19 protein-coding genes are annotated in these 17,149 nt (G+C 62.5%); 8 read left to right on the forward strand and 11 right to left on the reverse strand.

The window, feature by feature from the left end; all coding sequences use genetic code 11:
• The first annotated feature begins 10 nt into the window (after positions 1-10).
• On the forward strand, positions 11-925 hold the full coding sequence (locus tag R6254_RS21430; RefSeq protein WP_318409718.1) for a cation diffusion facilitator family transporter: 915 nt from the start codon (positions 11-13) through the stop codon (positions 923-925).
• On the forward strand, positions 922-1,362 hold the full coding sequence (gene dtd / locus R6254_RS21435; RefSeq protein ID WP_318409719.1) for a D-aminoacyl-tRNA deacylase: 441 nt from the start codon (positions 922-924) through the stop codon (positions 1,360-1,362). The genes R6254_RS21430 and dtd overlap by 4 nt, the downstream gene beginning before the upstream one ends.
• Here dtd and R6254_RS21440 read toward each other — a convergent pair.
• The 4 genes from R6254_RS21440 to R6254_RS21455 are packed head-to-tail and all read right to left on the reverse strand — an operon-like array spanning position 1,322 to position 5,124.
• Entirely contained in the window at positions 1,322-2,992 is a 1,671-nt protein-coding gene (locus R6254_RS21440) for a SulP family inorganic anion transporter (protein WP_318409720.1), read from the reverse strand. The two genes, dtd and R6254_RS21440, sit on opposite strands and share 41 nt — an antisense overlap.
• Positions 2,993-3,020: 28 nt before the next feature.
• On the reverse strand, positions 3,021-3,647 hold the full coding sequence (locus R6254_RS21445; protein WP_318409721.1) for a ParB-like protein: 627 nt from the start codon (positions 3,645-3,647) through the stop codon (positions 3,021-3,023).
• Between the two features lie 24 nt (positions 3,648-3,671).
• Complete coding sequence (gene ybeY / locus R6254_RS21450) at positions 3,672-4,124, reverse strand: rRNA maturation RNase YbeY (RefSeq protein ID WP_318409722.1); 453 nt, start codon at positions 4,122-4,124, stop codon at positions 3,672-3,674.
• Positions 4,114-5,124: a PhoH family protein gene (locus R6254_RS21455; RefSeq protein ID WP_318409723.1), complete on the reverse strand. Its 1,011-nt coding sequence runs from the start codon at positions 5,122-5,124 to the stop codon at positions 4,114-4,116. The genes ybeY and R6254_RS21455 overlap by 11 nt, the downstream gene beginning before the upstream one ends.
• Positions 5,125-5,229: 105 nt before the next feature.
• On the opposite strand from R6254_RS21455, the gene ruvA reads away from it, so the two are divergent.
• Both ruvA and ruvB read left to right on the forward strand, forming a co-directional pair.
• Positions 5,230-5,802: a Holliday junction branch migration protein RuvA gene (gene ruvA / locus R6254_RS21460; RefSeq protein ID WP_318409724.1), complete on the forward strand. Its 573-nt coding sequence runs from the start codon at positions 5,230-5,232 to the stop codon at positions 5,800-5,802.
• Positions 5,803-5,941: 139 nt separating this feature from the next.
• Positions 5,942-7,021 carry a Holliday junction branch migration DNA helicase RuvB gene (ruvB, locus tag R6254_RS21465; protein ID WP_318409725.1) on the forward strand — a complete coding sequence of 360 codons (1,080 nt, stop codon included), beginning with the start codon at positions 5,942-5,944 and terminating at the stop codon, positions 7,019-7,021.
• Here the strand turns inward: ruvB and R6254_RS21470 are convergent.
• Positions 7,001-8,728, reverse strand: a complete 1,728-nt coding sequence (locus tag R6254_RS21470) for a lysoplasmalogenase family protein (protein ID WP_318409726.1) — start codon at positions 8,726-8,728, stop codon at positions 7,001-7,003. The two genes, ruvB and R6254_RS21470, sit on opposite strands and share 21 nt — an antisense overlap.
• Positions 8,729-9,129: 401 nt before the next feature.
• Between R6254_RS21470 and R6254_RS21475 the strand changes: the two genes are divergently transcribed.
• The 3 genes from R6254_RS21475 to R6254_RS21485 all read left to right on the forward strand — a co-directional run bounded on the left by R6254_RS21475 (position 9,130) and on the right by R6254_RS21485 (position 11,164).
• Positions 9,130-9,552, forward strand: a complete 423-nt coding sequence (locus R6254_RS21475; protein WP_318409727.1) for an SRPBCC family protein — start codon at positions 9,130-9,132, stop codon at positions 9,550-9,552.
• 213 nt (positions 9,553-9,765) lie between these two features.
• A complete protein-coding gene (locus R6254_RS21480; protein WP_318409728.1) occupies positions 9,766-10,542 on the forward strand; it encodes a toll/interleukin-1 receptor domain-containing protein in 777 nt (258 codons plus the stop codon).
• A gap of 43 nt (positions 10,543-10,585) precedes the next feature.
• The gene (locus tag R6254_RS21485) at positions 10,586-11,164 is read left to right on the forward strand and encodes a class I SAM-dependent methyltransferase (RefSeq protein WP_318409729.1); all 579 of its coding nucleotides are present in this window, start codon (positions 10,586-10,588) and stop codon (positions 11,162-11,164) included.
• A 55-nt stretch (positions 11,165-11,219) separates the two neighbouring features.
• On the opposite strand, the gene R6254_RS21490 is transcribed toward R6254_RS21485, so the two are convergent.
• From R6254_RS21490 to R6254_RS21515, 6 genes are read right to left on the reverse strand one after another with little or no spacing between them, the layout of a single operon-like run.
• On the reverse strand, positions 11,220-12,347 hold the full coding sequence (locus R6254_RS21490; protein ID WP_318409730.1) for a DSD1 family PLP-dependent enzyme: 1,128 nt from the start codon (positions 12,345-12,347) through the stop codon (positions 11,220-11,222).
• Entirely contained in the window at positions 12,347-13,003 is a 657-nt protein-coding gene (locus R6254_RS21495) for a histidine phosphatase family protein (protein WP_318409731.1), read from the reverse strand. Before R6254_RS21495 ends, R6254_RS21490 begins: the two co-directional genes overlap by 1 nt.
• Positions 13,000-13,596: a DUF4136 domain-containing protein gene (locus R6254_RS21500; RefSeq protein ID WP_318409732.1), complete on the reverse strand. Its 597-nt coding sequence runs from the start codon at positions 13,594-13,596 to the stop codon at positions 13,000-13,002. Before R6254_RS21500 ends, R6254_RS21495 begins: the two co-directional genes overlap by 4 nt.
• A gap of 19 nt (positions 13,597-13,615) precedes the next feature.
• On the reverse strand, positions 13,616-14,533 hold the full coding sequence (gene ttcA, locus R6254_RS21505; protein WP_412103208.1) for a tRNA 2-thiocytidine(32) synthetase TtcA: 918 nt from the start codon (positions 14,531-14,533) through the stop codon (positions 13,616-13,618).
• A 58-nt stretch (positions 14,534-14,591) separates the two neighbouring features.
• A complete protein-coding gene (locus R6254_RS21510) occupies positions 14,592-14,963 on the reverse strand; it encodes a dihydroneopterin aldolase (protein ID WP_318409734.1) in 372 nt (123 codons plus the stop codon).
• A gap of 40 nt (positions 14,964-15,003) precedes the next feature.
• Complete coding sequence (locus R6254_RS21515) at positions 15,004-15,798, reverse strand: SDR family oxidoreductase (RefSeq protein WP_318409735.1); 795 nt, start codon at positions 15,796-15,798, stop codon at positions 15,004-15,006.
• A 67-nt stretch (positions 15,799-15,865) separates the two neighbouring features.
• On the opposite strand from R6254_RS21515, the gene R6254_RS21520 reads away from it, so the two are divergent.
• Positions 15,866-16,972 carry a class I SAM-dependent methyltransferase gene (locus R6254_RS21520; protein WP_318409736.1) on the forward strand — a complete coding sequence of 369 codons (1,107 nt, stop codon included), beginning with the start codon at positions 15,866-15,868 and terminating at the stop codon, positions 16,970-16,972.
• Positions 16,973-17,149 lie beyond the last annotated feature (177 nt).

The following is a 17,149-nucleotide window of genomic DNA, read 5'->3' on the forward strand; positions in this document are numbered from 1 at the left end:
AAAGGGCGTCATGAATTTATTCTCCTGGCCTTTCTGGACCCCGCAGCGCCTGCTCCTGGCCTCCGTGGTCGTGGCGCTGCTCACCATCGCTCTCAAAACCGGTGCCTGGTACATCACCGATTCGGTGGGTTTGTTGTCCGATGCGATGGAGTCGTTTGTCAATCTGGCCAGCGCGCTGTTTGGCCTGGCCATGGTCACCATCGCGCAGCGGCCGGCCGACGACGAACATCCTTACGGCCACCACAAGGCCGAGTATTTTTCGTCCGGCTTTGAAGGCGTGTTGATCATCGGCGCCGCGATGGCCATCATCTGGGCGGCCGGCCACCGCATCTTGGACCCGCAACCGCTGCAGCAGGTGGGTTGGGGGCTGGTCCTGTCCGTGCTCAGCTCCGGCCTCAACGGCTTGTTGGCCTGGGTGATGTTTCATGCAGCCAAAACGCATCGCTCGATTGCGCTGGAAGCCGATGCCAAACACCTGGTCACCGATGTCTGGACCTCGGCCGGTGTGGTCATCGGTATTGGCGCCGTGGTTCTGACCGGCTGGTTGTGGCTGGACGCGCTGGTGGCGATCGGTGTGGCCCTGAACATCCTGTGGGAAGGTGGCAAACTGATCTGGCGCTCGTCCCAGGGGCTGATGGACGAAGCGGTGGAGCCGGAGGTGTTGGCCGAGATTCACAAAACGCTGGAAGGGTTTGCGCACCCGACCATCCGTTTTGACCACATGAGCACACGCCGCGCAGGTCAGCGGCGTTTTGTCGATTTACACATGCACATGCCGGCCAGTTGGTCCCTGGGTCGTGCGGCGGCCGTGCGTACCAGCGTCGAGCAGGCCTTGATGAGCGCCGTGCCCGGCCTGCGGGCTACCATCCAGTTGTTGCCGTCCGACGTGGAGGCGCACTTTGATGATGAGAAGGATTTGATGTGAACAGCGTGATTCAGCGCGTCGGCCAGGCGCGTGTGCTGGTGGGGGGAGAAGTTGTTGGCGAGATTGGCGCCGGCCTGCTGGTCTTGTTGTGCGCCGAACGCGGCGACAGCGAGGTGCAGGCCGACAAGTTGCTGGCCAAAATTTTGAAGCTGCGAATTTTTTCAGACGAAGCCGGCAAGATGAACCTGAGCGTGCAGGACGTGAACGGCGGCCTGCTCATCGTGAGCCAGTTCACCCTGGCCGCCGATGTGTCGGGCGGCAACCGGCCCAGTTTCACCAACGCCGCCGCACCCGATGAAGGGCGCCGGTTGTACGACTATTTTGTGGCGCAGGCCCGGCTGGCCCATCCCGTGGTGCAGACCGGGCAGTTTGCGGCCGACATGCAGGTGCACCTGGTCAACGACGGGCCGGTGACGATTCCACTCCGGGTGGCGTAGCGCTTGTTGTCGGGATGGCATTGACCGCGTCGTCCACGCTCCAGAACATCGACACGACCGCCGGAGAGATGTCTGTGAGGCCGGCGCGCAGCAGCGCCTCGCGCGGCCTGTCCTTGACGCGTGCCAGCAACAGCGCCACCCCTTGCTGCTTCAGGCCGACCACGAATTCTCCGAGCGCTTCCACCGCCGTGCTGTCCAGGTCGTCGCAGACCTCCAGGCTGAGCACCACGGCGCGGGCCGCGCTGGCCTCGGCGCGTTGGCGCACCACCTGGAAAATGCGTTCCGCATTGGCAAAAAACAGGGGCTCTTCAGGGCGCATGATCAGGGCGCCCGCGACCGGGGTGGCGTTGGCATGGCGTGACCGGTCAATGTAGTCGCGTGTTCCGGGCAACTGGCCGAGTTCCGTGACAATCGGCTGCGCAAAACGCCGCATGGCCAGCAGCAGCGACAGGCCCACGGCCAGCAGCATGCCAAACAACACGCCGAACAGCAGCACGCCCAAGGCTGCGGCCCCTGCCAGCCAGGCGTCCCCGCCCAGGTGCAGGCTGGCCAGCACCGCACGTGGCCACAGATTGTGCGAAAGAATGCCGATCACCACGGCGGCCAGCACCGGCACGGGCAGCAGCGCAATTCCGGGCCGGGCCAGCCACAACAGCAGCGCGAGTGCCAACGCAGCGGCCACCCCCGCCCATCGGCTGCGGCCACCGGCGGCGTGGTTGGCCGATGCGGCCGAGAAACCCGCGCCCACCGGCAGGCCTTGCACCAGGCCGCTGGCGACATTGGCGGCACCCAAGGCCAGCAGTTCGCGGTTGGCATCGACCTTGTCGCCGTTTTGCAGGGCCAGTGAGCGCACCGAGCCCCAGGATTCGGCAAACAGGATCAGGAGCAGGGCGGGTGCAATTTCCGTGGCGCGCAGCCAATGGTCGGTGCTCATGTTGGGCAGACGCCAGGACAGGGCTTGCCAGTGGATGTCGCCCACCAGCGTCACATCGCGTGCGCCCAGGTCCAGGCCGGCCGAGGCCATGACACCCAGGACCAGCACCACCAGGGAGACCGGCAGAAAGCGCCAGCGCTGCATCCCGTGGTAAAGCCCCAGCCACAGCAGCAGTGCCGCCGTGCCCAGCAGCAGGCTGGGCAGATGGGTTTGGGGGGCGGCGATGAGCAGGTTCCAGACCAGTGGGCCGAACTGGGCGCCGCTGGCGTGTACACCCATCAGCAATGGCACCTGCTTGAGCATGATAGTGAGGGCCAGCGCCCAGGCAAAACCGCGGAGCACCGGTCGCGAAATAAACGCCCCCAGAAAGCCCGCGCGCAGGGCCGCGGCCGCCAGGAACAAGGCCCCGGTCAGGCTGACCAGCGTATAGCCCATGACCGGTCCGCCTATCGCCGCCGCCGAAGCAAATACGGCGGCCGCGGACGAGGTGGGCGCCACCACGGCAAAACGGCTGGTCCCGAACCAGGGGTAGAGGCACAAGCCGATCAAGGCGGCCAGCAGCGCGTGCATGGGCGCCACGCCGGCAATCGCGGCATAGGCCACAGACTCTGGCAGCAGCACTCCGGCCACCGAGATGCCCGCCAGCAGGTCAGCCCACCAGGTGTTTCGCGGGGATGCGGACTGGGCCGTGGTCACGAAACGACGTGGTGGGTCGGGTCAGGGGCTAGGCGACCAGCGGCGTGGCCACACCCGACCAACCCGGCAGGTGTGCGGCTTCGGGGCTGTGACACAAAGTGAGCGCCTGTTGCAGCCCGGCATCCGGATCGCGCTTCACCTGCTTGGCGCTGATGCGGCGGCGAAAAAAGTCGGCCCACAAAAATTCCACGAATGGCGTGGCGTCCTTGGGGAAGCCGCCGGCATGGCGCACTTCCCCGGCCAGGCTGCGGTAGGGGTCGTCCTTAAGCTGGTCCAGGGTTTTGGGCAGTTCGGCCATGGTTCGGCGGCGGCCGCGTCCATCGTAGGGGTGAACCCACTGGTGGTGGTCCATCACGGTCCAGAACTCGTCCTTGTCCAGCAAACTCAAGTCCTTGAGCAGCACCACAAAACTCTGGTTCACGCCTTCTTCCAGCAGTGCCAGCCCCAGGTGGTGGTGATCGACGATGTAGAAGTTGTCATTCGGGCCACGCACGGCGGGAAACCAGTGGTTGTCCAGAAACTGCTTGCGCTGGGTTTTGCCCATGCCGCTCCACAAGCCTCGTTTTTCCTCGACTTCTGCGTAACCCACCGTGATCTGGGTGGGGCGCAGTTTGCGCAAGTCGGTTTTGAACAGGTGTTGGTGGTGCGTGTGCATGGCCTCAGTCCTTGGGGTGTGTGACTAATACGGATTCTTGAAACCCAGTCCCGCGAGCACCCGGGTCTCCAGGGCTTCCATTTCTTCGGCATCCTGCTGGCCGGTTTCGTGGTCGTAGCCCTGCGCGTGCAGGGTGCCGTGCACCAGCAAATGCGCGTAATGGGCTTGCAGCGTTTTTTTGTTGTCCTTGGCCTCTTTGGCCACGACCGGTGCGCACAACACCAGGTCGGCGGTGACGACTGGTGCTTGTGTGTAGTCAAAGGTCAGCACATTGGTGGCGTAGTCTTTTTGCCGGTAGTCGCGGTTCAGCGCCTGGCCTTCTTCGGCGTCCACGATACGCACGGTGATCTCCGCATCGTTTTCCAGCGCGTGGCGTATCCAGCGGGTCACGCTGTGGCGGGGCAGGGCGGCGCGGTGCCGGGCGGCGTCTTTCAAGTCGCCGAACTGCAGCGAGAGTTGCAGGTGCTTAAGAGCCATTGCGGCTCCTGGTCCGGCCGGGGCGGGCGATAGGCACGACCGAATCAGTAGCATCTTCGGTGCTGTCTTTCCCTTTGTAGCCGTCGTAGGCATCCACGATACGCGCCACCAGCGGGTGCCGCACCACGTCGGCGCTGGTCAATCGGGTGATCGCAATACCCTTGACCCGTTTGAGCACACGTTCGGCATCCACCAGCCCGCTGAGCTGGGTGCGCGGCAGATCGACCTGGCTGACGTCGCCGGTCACCACGGCCTTGGCGCCGAAACCGATACGCGTCAAAAACATCTTCATCTGTTCGGGCGTGGTGTTTTGCGCCTCGTCCAGGATCACAAACGCATGGTTCAAGGTGCGGCCGCGCATGAAGGCCAGCGGCGCGATTTCGATCTGCTGACGCTCAAAGGCTTTTTGCACACGCTCAAACCCCATGAGTTCGTAGAGCGCGTCGTACAGCGGACGCAAATAGGGGTCGACTTTCTGGTTCAGGTCGCCCGGCAAAAAGCCCAGGCGTTCGCCGGCTTCCACCGCCGGTCGTGTCAGCACAATGCGTTGCACCGCGCTGCGCTCCAGCGCATCCACCGCGCAGGCCACGGCCAGATAGGTTTTTCCGGTGCCGGCCGGGCCTATGCCGAAGGTGATGTCGTGGGTGGCGATGTTTTCCAGGTAAACGCCCTGGTTCACCGTGCGAGCGCGCAAATCGGCGCGGCGGGTGGACAGCGCCATCGCGCCGTCAGGCGCCACGCTCAGGGCGGTGTCGCCGGCCAGCATCAGCTGCACGATTTCTTCGGGAATCGGGCGCTGCGCGATTTCGTACAGGGCTTGCAAGACCTCCAGCGCCTGGTTGGCGCGGACCTTGGTGCCGTCTATCTTGAACTGCTCAAAACGGTGCGCAATCGTGACCTGCAACGCCGCCTCGATGGTGCGGATGTGGCCGTCCAGGGGACCGCACAAATGGCCCATGCGGGTGTTGTTCGGCGGCGTGAAGGTGTGGCGGAGAATCAAAAGCGTGTTTTCCTGGAGGCTTTTCAGGCAGGGATCGGGTTTGGCGGGCGCCAGCCGTGATTGTCCCTCCATATTTAAGTCAGTGCTGACTGATAAGATTTGCCCATGATCGGACGAATAAGTGGCCTGCTGGCCGAAAAAAACCCGCCGGAGCTTCTGGTGGACTGCAACGGTGTCGGTTACGAGGTGCTGGTGCCCATGAGCACCTTTTACAACCTGCCCGGTCTGGGCGACAAAGTCAGCCTGTTGACCCATTTTGTGGTGCGCGAAGACGCCCAAATCCTGTACGGTTTTGGCTCGGCCAATGAACGGGCAGCCTTTCGCCAGCTGATCAAGATTTCCGGCGTTGGCCCGCGTACCGCGCTCAGTGTGCTCAGCGGCATGAGTGTGGACGAGCTGGCCCAGGCCGTGACCAGCCAGGAAGCCGGCCGCATCATCAAGGTGCCCGGCATCGGTAAAAAAACCGCCGAGCGCCTGTTGCTGGAACTCAAAGGCAAGCTGGGCGCCGACATGGGCATCCAGGTCAATGTGGCCAACGATGCCCAGTCCGACATCCTGCAGGCGCTGGTGGCCCTGGGTTACAGCGACCGCGATGCCGCGCTGGCGCTGAAAGCCTTGCCCAAAGACATTGGTGTCAGTGACGGTATCAAGCTGGCACTGAAGGCCCTCGCAAAATGAGCGCCATACACGAAGCGACAAACATGCGGAGTTCTGATTCAAACCAGCCAGGGCCGCGGAACCGGCTTAGCCGGGCCGCAGGCGCAGCGGCCCCCCCGGGGGGCAGCGCAGTACACGCAGTGACAAGCGTGGGGGCTTTATGAGCATCCAGACCGACGACTTCGACATGTCGGGCGTGCCGCCGGCCAAACGTGTGATGTCGGCCGCACCGGCATCGCCGAACGAAGAGGCGATTGAACGTGCGCTGCGCCCCAAGTTGTTCGACGACTACGTCGGCCAGTCCAAGGTGCGCGAGCAGCTGGAAATTTTTATAGGCGCGGCGCGCAAACGCGGCGAGGCCATGGACCACGTCTTGTTGTTCGGCCCGCCCGGTCTGGGCAAAACCACGCTGAGCCACATCATTGCGCATGAGCTGGGTGTGAACCTGCGCCAGACCTCGGGTCCGGTGCTGGAAAAACCCAAAGACCTGGCGGCGCTGCTGACCAATCTCGAAAAAAACGACGTGTTGTTCATCGACGAGATCCACCGTCTGAGCCCGGTCGTTGAAGAAATTTTGTACCCCGCGCTGGAGGACTACCAGATCGACATCATGATCGGCGAAGGCCCGGCGGCGCGCAGCATCAAGCTTGATTTGCAGCCCTTCACACTGGTCGGCGCGACCACACGTGCCGGCATGTTGACCAATCCGCTGCGTGACCGTTTCGGCATCGTCGCGCGGCTGGAGTTTTATTCCGCCGACGAGCTGGCCCGCATTGTCAGGCGCAGTGCCGGCCTGCTGAATGTGCCCATGGATACCGAAGGCGGTTTCGAGATCGCCCGCCGCTCACGCGGCACGCCGCGTATTGCCAACCGATTGCTGCGCCGCGTGCGCGACTACGCCGAAGTCAAGGGCACGGGCCAGATCACCCTGGCGATTGCCAACAAGGCGCTGGCCATGCTGGACGTGGACCCGCAAGGGTTTGACGTGATGGACCGCAAACTGCTGGAGGCGGTGATTCACCGTTTTGACGGCGGGCCGGTGGGCCTGGACAACATCGCCGCCAGCATCGGTGAAGAGCGCGACACGATTGAAGACGTGATCGAGCCTTATTTGATCCAGCAGGGCTTTTTGCAACGCACGCCGCGCGGGCGCATCGCCACACTGGCGGCTTACCGGCACTTGGGCGTGACGGCGCCGGCCAACCGGCAGGATGGCGGCTTAGACCTGTTTGTGTCCTGACGGGCGCACGGGCCGGGCGTGGCTGGCGATCAGGATTTGCGCCACGTAATAGGTGCCCAGTACCCACAACTGCGCCAGCGGCAGCGGCTGCACAAAACGGTTGGTCGCCAGCAAGGCATCACTCAGCATAAAAAAGCCGGCACCCACGGCGACGGCGACCGAGGCCTTGTCGCGCAGCACCAGTGCGCGGCCTATGGCCTGCGCCGCCATCAGGGTGATCACCAGCACATAGGCGGCCACCGCGCCCTTGAGCACGGGGCTCAGGCTGGGCCATAAAAAAGCGTACATGGCCAGGCCGGTGGCCAGCGTGAGCCACAAGGTCCGGCGGCTGGGAAACCAGGCCACCCCTTGCCGAAGCAGCGCGATGTAGAACAGGTGGGCCACCAGAAAGGCCAGCAGCCCGGGGATGAAATAACCCGGGACCATCAGCAACACGTCGCCGGCCAGGCTGGCGGCCAATGCGGCCAGAAGATACGCGTCAAATCGGCCTCTAGCCCAGAATGGACGGGCGCGAGCAGCTACCAAAACCATAGCGAGCAGCAGGGTCAAGGGTTTCAACACCAGGTGTATCTCACGCAAGCCCAGCGCCGCGCTGGCCGTGACCAGGGCGGCGGATTCGATCAGCAACACTTGCAGCATGCTTAGCCGGCCCTGCAGCAGGCCGCCCACGCTCCACAAACCGGCCAGCAAGGCCAGCAACCAGATCACGCGCGGCACCAGGGCCATGGCCTCGGCATACCAAAGGTAGGCGATCACGCCCCACAAAAGCAGCCCAAACTGCAGGACGCCAAACCAGCGCACGGTCTGGCTCAGCGGGGGATGAAAAACTTCCAGTTGGGTCATGTCGAAAGGTGTCTTGGGAAACCGCCCCGCCACATCGGCCGGCCGCCAGCCCGGCGGTTTGAACCAGACGCGTAGCTTGTCGCCCCAATTTTTCGCGTGCCAGCTGTCTTTGAGCAGGCTCCAGTAGACCTCGGTATTGGCCCAGAGCGGGTCCCAGCTGTTGAGCGGGCTGCGCGTGCCGTAGACACATTTTTCGTCTTCTTCCTTGAAGCTGCCGAACAAGCGGTCCCAGATGATGAGGATGCCGCCGTAGTTGCGGTCCAGGTAGCGGTCGTTGACCGCGTGGTGCACGCGGTGGTTGGAGGGTGAGCAGAACCAGCGGTCAAACCAGCCCAGCTTGCGCACATGTTCGGTGTGTACCCAGAACTGGTAAAGCAGGTCGATCAGCGCAACGATGCCAAACAGCAGCGGCGGCACGCCGGCCACGGCCATGGGGATGTAAAAAATCCAGCCCAGCAGGGCGCCGCTGCTGGTTTGCCGCAGGGCGGTCGAGAGGTTGTAGTCCTGGCTCTGGTGGTGCACCACGTGGGCGGCCCAGAACACCGCAGATTCATGGCCGGCGCGGTGCAGCCAGTAATAACAAAAATCGTAAAACACCAGCGCCAGCAGCCAGCCATACCAGTGGTTCCAGAACTCGGCGTTGGGAAACAGCGCGACCGAGGCATAAATCGAGGTGTAAATGCCAACCCGCAGCAGCCGTGTGAACACCGCGCTGAGCTGGCTCAACATGCCCAGGCTGAGGCTGTTGACGGCGTCGTTCAGACGGTAGGTGTTGCGGCCTTTGACATAACCCCAGGCGAACTCCAGCACGATCAGCAGCAGGAAAAACGGGACGGCGAGGACGATGATCTGGCTTGAGTTCATCCCGCGATTCTGGCCTGACTCAGGTCAACGCGCCTCTGGCATCAACCCTGATGATCGGCTCAAGCTTGCCGTGGCGGTGGCAAGGCAGAAAAACTCGGGCCCACCATATCCCATCCATCGCCGGTCACGTAACATCTCGCACAACCATCCGAGCAAGCGCTGTGATTGGGAGGATAGGCGGCTGGGTGTATGAGGGATGTGGATCATGTGTTCTCAAAAGGTCAGGCAGGCGCGTTGCAGCCAAAGCGCCATGCCAAGCGGGTTGTGGGGCCCGAGGGCGGTTTCACGCAAACGCTGCTTTTTTGTTTATCCCGCCGGATAAGCTGGGACTGTCGGTTTGTTCGACGATCTACATCACGGTAGGCCGCTCAGGTCACTTTTCCCTTTTCTGAAAATTCTAAATGCAAGTTGAACACCGAATCGCCATCGCTGCGTCCCCCGAAACAGTCTTCCGGATATACGAGGATGTCCAGAACTGGCACACGTGGGACCCGGACACAAAACAGGCCTTTCTTGAAGGTCCATTTCGCGTCGGTAGCCGCGGCCGAATCACGCCCTCTAAGGGCATGACCGTTCCAATGGTTCTTACGCAAGTGGTGCCCGGCAGGTGCTTCACGGTCGAGTCGAAGATTCCCCTGTTTCGCATGTTGTTCGAGCACGAGCTCGTCCCCGTGCCAGGAGCGACAGAGGTCGTCCACAGGGTTAGCTTCTCAGGTTTGCTGTCCTTTGTTCTAGGCCCCATGCTGTCCAAGCAACTGAACTCAGGCCTTCCGGTCACACTCCGCAAGCTGAAGGCCCTCGCAGAGGGGGCGGGTGCGGCCTAAGCCATCATATCGAGCGGACATCCAACGACGGGGCACACGATTCGACAGGGCCCCTTCAGCCAAATCGCCTTGACAAGCGCGTTGTGGGGCTTGAGGCGGCTTCATGCAAACGCTGTTCTTTTGTTATATCTCGTCGGATAAACTGGGACAGCCGGTTTATCCGACGATCTATCTCACGTTAGTCCTCAGAACCCATCACCATCACATAACGATATGAGTAGCGTCTTCCTGAGTCATTCGCATGCCGACAAGCCATTCGCCCGCAGGCTGGCCGCCGACCTGCGCGTTGCGGGGCACACAGTTTGGATAGATGAGGCCGAGATCAATATTGGCGACTCTCTGGTCGCGAAGATCCGCGAGGGGATTGATCAAGTCGACTTCGTGGCGGCCATCATCTCATCGGCATCCGTTGCAAGTCAGTGGGTTACACGGGAGCTGGATTTGGCGTCGAATCGAGAGATGCGCGAGAAACGCGTGGTTGTGTTGCCACTTCTCGTTGAACGCGTCCAACTTCCTGGCTTCTTGGACGGAAAGCTCTATGGAGACTTCTGCGACCCCACAGCCTACTCGGCGAGCTTTAATAGGCTCTTACGCGCTCTTGGCCCAGCCATCCCACTCCCGAAGCCGGGAGCAGCGGAATTACGGCAACTTCGAGAGGAACTCGCACAAGCTCAGACCGCCGCGGCGGAACATGCTTCTGCGGCGCGAGCCCATGAGACGATCGCTTTGAAGGGTAAGAGTTCTGCGTTGATTAAGGCGATCAAGGCCGCGAATGAAAAGTTTCCTCAACACGCGCCGATCAATAGCGTGTACGCATTCGAAGTCGGAAGCATGCCTATGACCTTGGACTATCTACTCTGGTGCATCGCCAAAGCCGAGCGCAGGAGCAGCCATCCGATGGACCTCCTCCTCACCATTGAAAACAAGTGGGGAGAAGTAAAGGCAATGCTTGACGCCTACGGCGATGTGCTGCGCGCAACCGAGGCCTAAGCCTCGGTCCGTGACTCAACTTCAACGCTAGCCGTTGCCCCCCATGCTTTCTGATCCTTGGCTCAAGCGCTGGCTACCCCTGGCCGTCACACATGCCGGTGAACGCCCCGTGTTGGAGGTGGGCTGCGGTCACGGTGACGACACGGCCGTCCTCGTCGGCGCCGACCTGAATGTGACGGCGTTTGACCTCTCACGCGCAGCCGTCGCCGTGGCGAAGGCAAGGGTGCCTTCGGCGAGGATTGAGCGCAGAGACATTCGGGACCCTTTCCCCGTCGAAACGCAGGAAGCTGGCCTGGTGGTGGCGAGTCTTTCCCTGCATTACTTCGGGTGGGAAGAGACCCTGTCTATCGTCCAGCGCGTCCGGGAGGTGCTGCGTCCAGGTGGCTTGTTGCTGTGCCGCTTGAACTCCACCGAAGACCATCACTTCGGGGCGAGCGGTCACCAGGAGATCGAGCCCAACTTCTTTCTTGTTAATGGCGAACCGAAGCGCTTTTTTGACGAGACTTCCGTCAATTCTTTGTTCGCCACCGGCTGGCGGCGCCTGTCGCTGGAGCACTTCGTGACTCGCAAGTACGTCAAGTCAAAGGCCTTGTGGGAAGTGGTGCTAACAAGAGACGGGTAACGCCAAGGTTATACGACCACACCGCTGCCAGCTAGCCATAGAGGCTCCTGCGCAATCAGGTCAACGCGCCTCTGGCATCCACCTTGATGATTTGTTCGACCGTGCCATGTTGCAGGCCGCCGCGCACCCCCAGCAGGTGGTCGTGCAGGTTCACCGTGGGGTCGCAGTGGCCGGGGATCAGCCAGACTGTGTCGCCCAGCGCCGGCAACACCGCGCCGCGCAGGATGCCGTGTTCGTCGCCGCCATTGGCGTATTCCAGGTCCAGCCCGTGTACCGCCGGCAAGCCGGAGTCGATGGCGTGGCTTTTGTGGCCGGCGTCCACCACCGCGTGGCTGGCACTCACACTCATGACCTGGCTTTTGACAAACAGCGCATGTTCAAACTGCGGTTGGGCCGGGTCGCGTTCGTTGTCCGCGTAGTCGCGGTCCATGAAGAGGTAGGAGCCAGCCTGCAACTCGCCATACACGCCGCTGGCGGTTTCCAGCGAGAAGGTGCCCGTGCCTGCGCCGGTGACCAGGGGTACAACATGGCCGGCAGCTTGCAGGGCGGCCTGGGTGGCCTGCACATGGTTGACGACTTGCGCGATGCCGCTATGCCTATCGCTGACCGAGCGGAAATGCTGGGCGCGGCCATGGTAGGCCTGCAAGCCGCCAAACTGCAGCGCCGGGTGTCTGGCGATTTCAGCCGCCAGCGGCACGGCGGCGGCGCCAGGTGTCAGGCCGCAGCGGCCGTGGCCCACATCGATCTCGATAAAAACGCGAATGACGGTGTGCTGACCGTGTGCGGCCCGCGCCAGGCGCTGCAGGCCTTCCAGGCTGTCCACGGCGATGGCCAGTTGGCCGCCCAGCGCTTGCAATTCCTTGGCCAGTGCGACCACCCGTTTGAGCTTGAAGGGCGACACCACCTCGTTGCTGATATAGATGTTGTTCACGCCCAGCGCCGCCAGCGCTTCGGCTTCGGCGGTTTTTTGCACGCAGACACCAACGGCGCCATGGGCCATCTGCAGCTTGGCCAGGGTGGCACTTTTGTGCATCTTGGCGTGGGGCCGCAGCCTGACCTGGTGTTTGGCGGCAAAGGCCGCCATGCTGGCCAGGTTGCGGTCCATCGTGTCCAGGTCAATCACCAGTGCGGGTGTGTCGATGTCAGCGGCAGGTTTGCCCAGCAGGTCAGACAGCAAATACATCAGGTACTCGTTTCATCCAGAGGTTTTTTCAGGGCGGGCGCGTTGTCTAGGTGCTGGGTGTCGGCCCAGCCGACCAGGGAAAAACCATCCGGCGTCCAGAGCAGGCGGTTGATGGCCGCATTGCCCAGCGCCCAGGTGCGCGCGGCCTGCAGCTCCAGTCGGGTGGCGGCGCGGTACAAAACATCCATCACGCCGCCATGGCCGACCAGCACAATCAGTTCGCCCAGATGCCGGGCGGCGAGTTTTTCGGCGGTGCTGACCACACGCTCGCGTAATTGCAACAAGGATTCGCCGCCGGCCGGCGCAAAGTCCGGGTCACGGGTGCGCCAACGCATGGCTTGTTCGGGCAACACGGCTTCGATTTCGGCAAAAGTCTTGCCCTGGAACTCGCCAAAATGCCGCTCGCGCAAACCTTCTTCGGCGCGTACCGCCACGCCGGTGGTCCGGCTGATGGACAGCGCCGTGTCGTAGGCGCGCCCCAGGTCGCTGGCGTAAATCGCGGCAATCGGTTCTTCCGCCAGCGCCTGGCCCAGGCGGCCGGCCTGCCAGCGCCCGGTGTCGTTGAGCCCGACATCGAGCTGGCCCTGGATGCGGGTGTCGACATTCCAGGTGGTTTCGCCATGGCGTATGGCCAGGACACGGGCGGCTTCACTCATTTGGGCATCTCTATGCTGATCCGGCGTGGCCCGGCCGGGGGGACTGGGAAGCCGCGCAAGGCGGCGTCAAACATGGCGGCCAGCACGGGCGTGTTGTCCTGCCAGAGCGCTTCGCTGCTGGCGCGGGTTTCGTAAACCACAGCATTGCTGCGCAACTCCCGCATCACGATGCTGAGTTCGCGCCGGTACAAGGGCCGCTCCATGCCGCCGCCCAGTCCGCCGCCAATAAAGATATTCGGGCCGCCATAGGGATAGGCCGCGTAACCCCCATCCCAGCTTGGTCGCAGCACAGGCAGGGTGCTGGCGCTGACCTGGACGCTCAGGGTGGCGGCCGACGGGTTGTGCTGCAGGCCGACTTTGGCGAGTGCTGCCTGGGCCAGGCTCTCCAGTTGCTGCTGCTGTGCATCGGACTGCTGCGAGGGCAGGCGCTCGAAGCGGTAATTGGCCCCCGGCGCGGGTGGCGCCGGTGTCCAGCGGGCAAAGCTGGTGACCTCGCTGTCCACCAGCCGGGTGCTGGCGCAGCCCCCGAGCAGGGCCAGCGTCACTATGAAAACAAGAGCTGTCAGCGCACGTTGCATAAGGCCTTCGGGCATGAATGGCTTAAGGAAAAGGCTACAGGGTCAGAACAGCCAGCCCGGGTCGCACGGGCTCGAAAAACTCTTCCGCATCAAAAGCCTTGTCGCCGTCCGGATCCGGCATGCCGGTGCTGCGCAAGCCCTTGAAGTCGTGTTGTTTGCCGTCCATCAAATGTGAAGGCACGATGTTTTGCAGCGAGGTGAACATGTTCTCGAGACGGCCCGGGAATTTTTTGTCCCACTCGCGCAGCATGTTGCCGACCTGCACACGTTGCAGGTTTTGCTGGCTGCCGCACAAGGTGCAGGGAATGATGGGGAAGTCGCGCACCTGGGCCCACTTGATCAGATCTTTTTCGGGCACATAAGCCATGGGCCGGATCACCACATGTTTGCCGGTGTCGCTGACCAGCTTGGGCGGCATGCCTTTGAGGCGGGAGGCAAAAAACATGTTCAGGAAAAAAGTCTGCAACATGTCGTCGCGGTGGTGGCCCAGCGCGATTTTGGTCGCGCCCAGCTCTTCGGCCACGCGGTACAAAATGCCGCGGCGCAGGCGCGAACACAGCGAACACATGGTTTTCCCCTCGGGGATCACACGTTTGACAATGCTGTAGGTGTCCTGCGTTTCGATGTGATACGGCACACCGAGCTGCTCCAGGTACTGCGGCAGGATGTGGTCGGGAAAACCGGGCTGCTTCTGGTCCAGGTTGACGGCGATCAGCTCGAAGTTGATGGGGGCGCGCTTTTGCAGCTTGAGCAAGATGTCCAGCATCGCGTAGCTGTCCTTGCCGCCCGAGACGCAGACCATGACCTTGTCGCCTTCCTCGATCATGTTGAAGTCAACAATCGCGCGGCCGACTTCGCGGCACAGGCGTTTTTCCAGCTTGTGCTCCTCGCGTTCTATCTTCAGGCCGGTTTTGGCGGTCGTTGCGGTGTCTTCGTTGCTCAGGTCGTTCATCACTTCTTCATTCAATACAGCACTCATGGCTTTACCCCAGGTTGGCGGCGGTGGTGGCTTACCACTGGCCGGTCTCGACGCGAATGGCGACTTCGCAGTCTTCAAAAATTTCAAGTTTGGCAATTTTCACACGCACCCCCAACACGCCGGGCAACAACATCAGCCGGTGCGCGAGTTTGCCGATCAGGCTTTCCAGCAGGTTCACATGGTCGGCCGTGCATTCGTTGATGATGATCTGGCGCACCTTGCGGTAGTCCAGCACATGGTGAATGTCGTCGTCGCTGGGCAGCAAAGGCTGGGTGCCGAGGTTGAGCTCGGCATCAACCTGGATAGGCTGCGGTGCGCGTTTTTCATGATCCAGAATGCCCAGGTTGGCGTCAAAACGCAAACCGTTGAGTGTCAGGATCTGGGTGCCCCGGGTGTTGAACATGATGGCTGGCCGTTGATGGTGTGTGTGTGGGGACGCGCGCTCACATCAGTGAGAAGTCGCGCTCGAATTTCATCAGGTGCTGGCCGCCGTCCACCAGCAAGGTGGTGCCGGTGATGGAGGTATTTTCCAGCGCAAACTTGACGGTGGCGGCCACATCGGCCGGGCTGGACGAACGGCCCAGCGGCGAAAGCTGGTGCAGGGCCTCAAACTTTTCTTTGCTGAGCAAATGGCTGGTCAAGGTCAGTCCCGGCGCCACGCCGACCACCCGCAGTTGCGGGGCCAGGGCGATGGCCAGCATGGTGTTGGCCGCTTCCAGCGCCGCCTTGGACAAGGTGTAACTGAAAAAATCGGGGTTCTGGTTCCAGAGTTTCTGGTCCAGCAGGTTGATGACCGCAAACCGGCCGGTTTGCTCGGCCCCGCCGCCGCTGGCCTGTCGTGCGACCACATGGGCGTGCAAGGCCTGCGCCAGCAAAATGGCGGCGCCGGTGTTGCTGCGCATGTGTTTTTCCAGCGCCGCAAAACCGAAGCTGGCGGCGCTGTCGTGTTCAAAGGTGGAGGCGTTGTTGACCACTGCATCAACCTGGCCGAAGTGGTCAATCACTTGCGGCAGCAGGGCGCGAACTTCGGCTTCATCGTCCAGATTTGATTGGAAATGGGCTGAAGCCCCCGCCAGTCGGGCGCAGTCAGCTACGGTTTTGAGAGCGTCGGCTTCCGATGCCCGGTAATGCACGGCGACCCGCCAGCCGGAGGCAGCCAGCGCCAGCGCGATCTCGCGGCCCAGCCGCTTGGCGGCGCCGGTGACGAGAACAACAGGGGCGGGGGACGCTGGTTTCATGCGGGTGGGGGTGGGTCAGGCTGGGAACGGAGCAATCGCCGACAATCCGGGGGTGAGCACCCCGACCATGACGACACCCCCTAGTTTAACGAGCACCCTGGCCGCGCACATGCGCGGGGCCATTCACGCCGCCGGCGGCTGGATCGGTTTTGACCGCTTCATGGCCCTGGCCTTGTACACCCCCGGCCTGGGGTATTACGCCCATGATTCGCGCAAATTCGGCTGGATGCCCGCCTCGGGCAGCGATTTTGTGACCGCACCCGAGCTCTCGCCACGTTTCGGCCAGGCCCTGGCCCGGCAGGTGGGGCAGGCCTTGCAGGCCAGCGGCACCCACGAGGTCTGGGAGTTTGGCGCCGGGTCTGGCGCGCTGGCACTGCAAATTCTGGAGGCGCTGCCGGAGATCCAGCGTTACACCATCGTGGATTTGTCCGGCAGCCTGCAGGCACGCCAGCGCGAACGCCTGGCCGCCCACGCCGACAAGGTGCACTGGGTCAGCGAATTGCCGGCGCAGATGACGGGTGTGGTGGTGGGCAACGAGGTGCTGGACGCGATGCCGGTGCAATTGCTGGTGCGCACGGACGGTATTTGGCACGAGCGTGGCGTGGCCGTGTTTGAGGACGCTTTTGTGTATGCCGACCAGCCCACCGAACTGCGGCCACCGGTGGACGTCGAAGGGACACACGACTACCTGACTGAAATTCACCCCCAGGCCCAGGCTTTTGTCGCCACCCTGGCCGACCGGTTGCAGACCGGCGCGGTGTTTCTGCTGGACTACGGCTTTCCCGAACACGAGTATTACCACCCGCAGCGCCACATGGGCACCGTCATGTGCCACCGCGGCCATCTGGCCGACGCCGATGCGCTGCAGGACGTGGGCGAAAAAGACATCACCGCGCATGTCAACTTCACCGGCATCGCCCTGGCCGGGCAGGAAGCCGGTTTGCAGGTGCTGGGTTACACCAGCCAGGCCCGGTTTTTGCTGAACTGCGGTGTGCTGAACGGCATGGAAGACGTACCGCTGACTGATCGCGTGATGGTGCAAAAACTCATCAACGAGCATGAGATGGGGGAGCTGTTCAAGGTCATTGCCTTTGTGGTCGATTCGCCGGAGCGGCCTTGGAGTGGGTGGCAGGCGATGGGGTTTGCGGCGGGGGATAGGTCGCATACCTTGTAGGAATACCTGCCGGCGTCACGCTGCGTTGGTGGCTTGCCTCTGACAGTAGGCCTGACTCCCCACGCCCACCCCTAACCCCTTACAGGGACTTCCCACGTAGTCAAGCATTGTTCGTGATAAGTTTTCCTTGGTGACGGTTTTCTTGCTTTGTCGTGAAATTGATGGTGCGAGGCAACG

Source organism: Polaromonas potterensis (genome assembly GCF_033446725.1).
Taxonomy (GTDB): Bacteria; Pseudomonadota; Gammaproteobacteria; order Burkholderiales; family Burkholderiaceae_C; genus Polaromonas.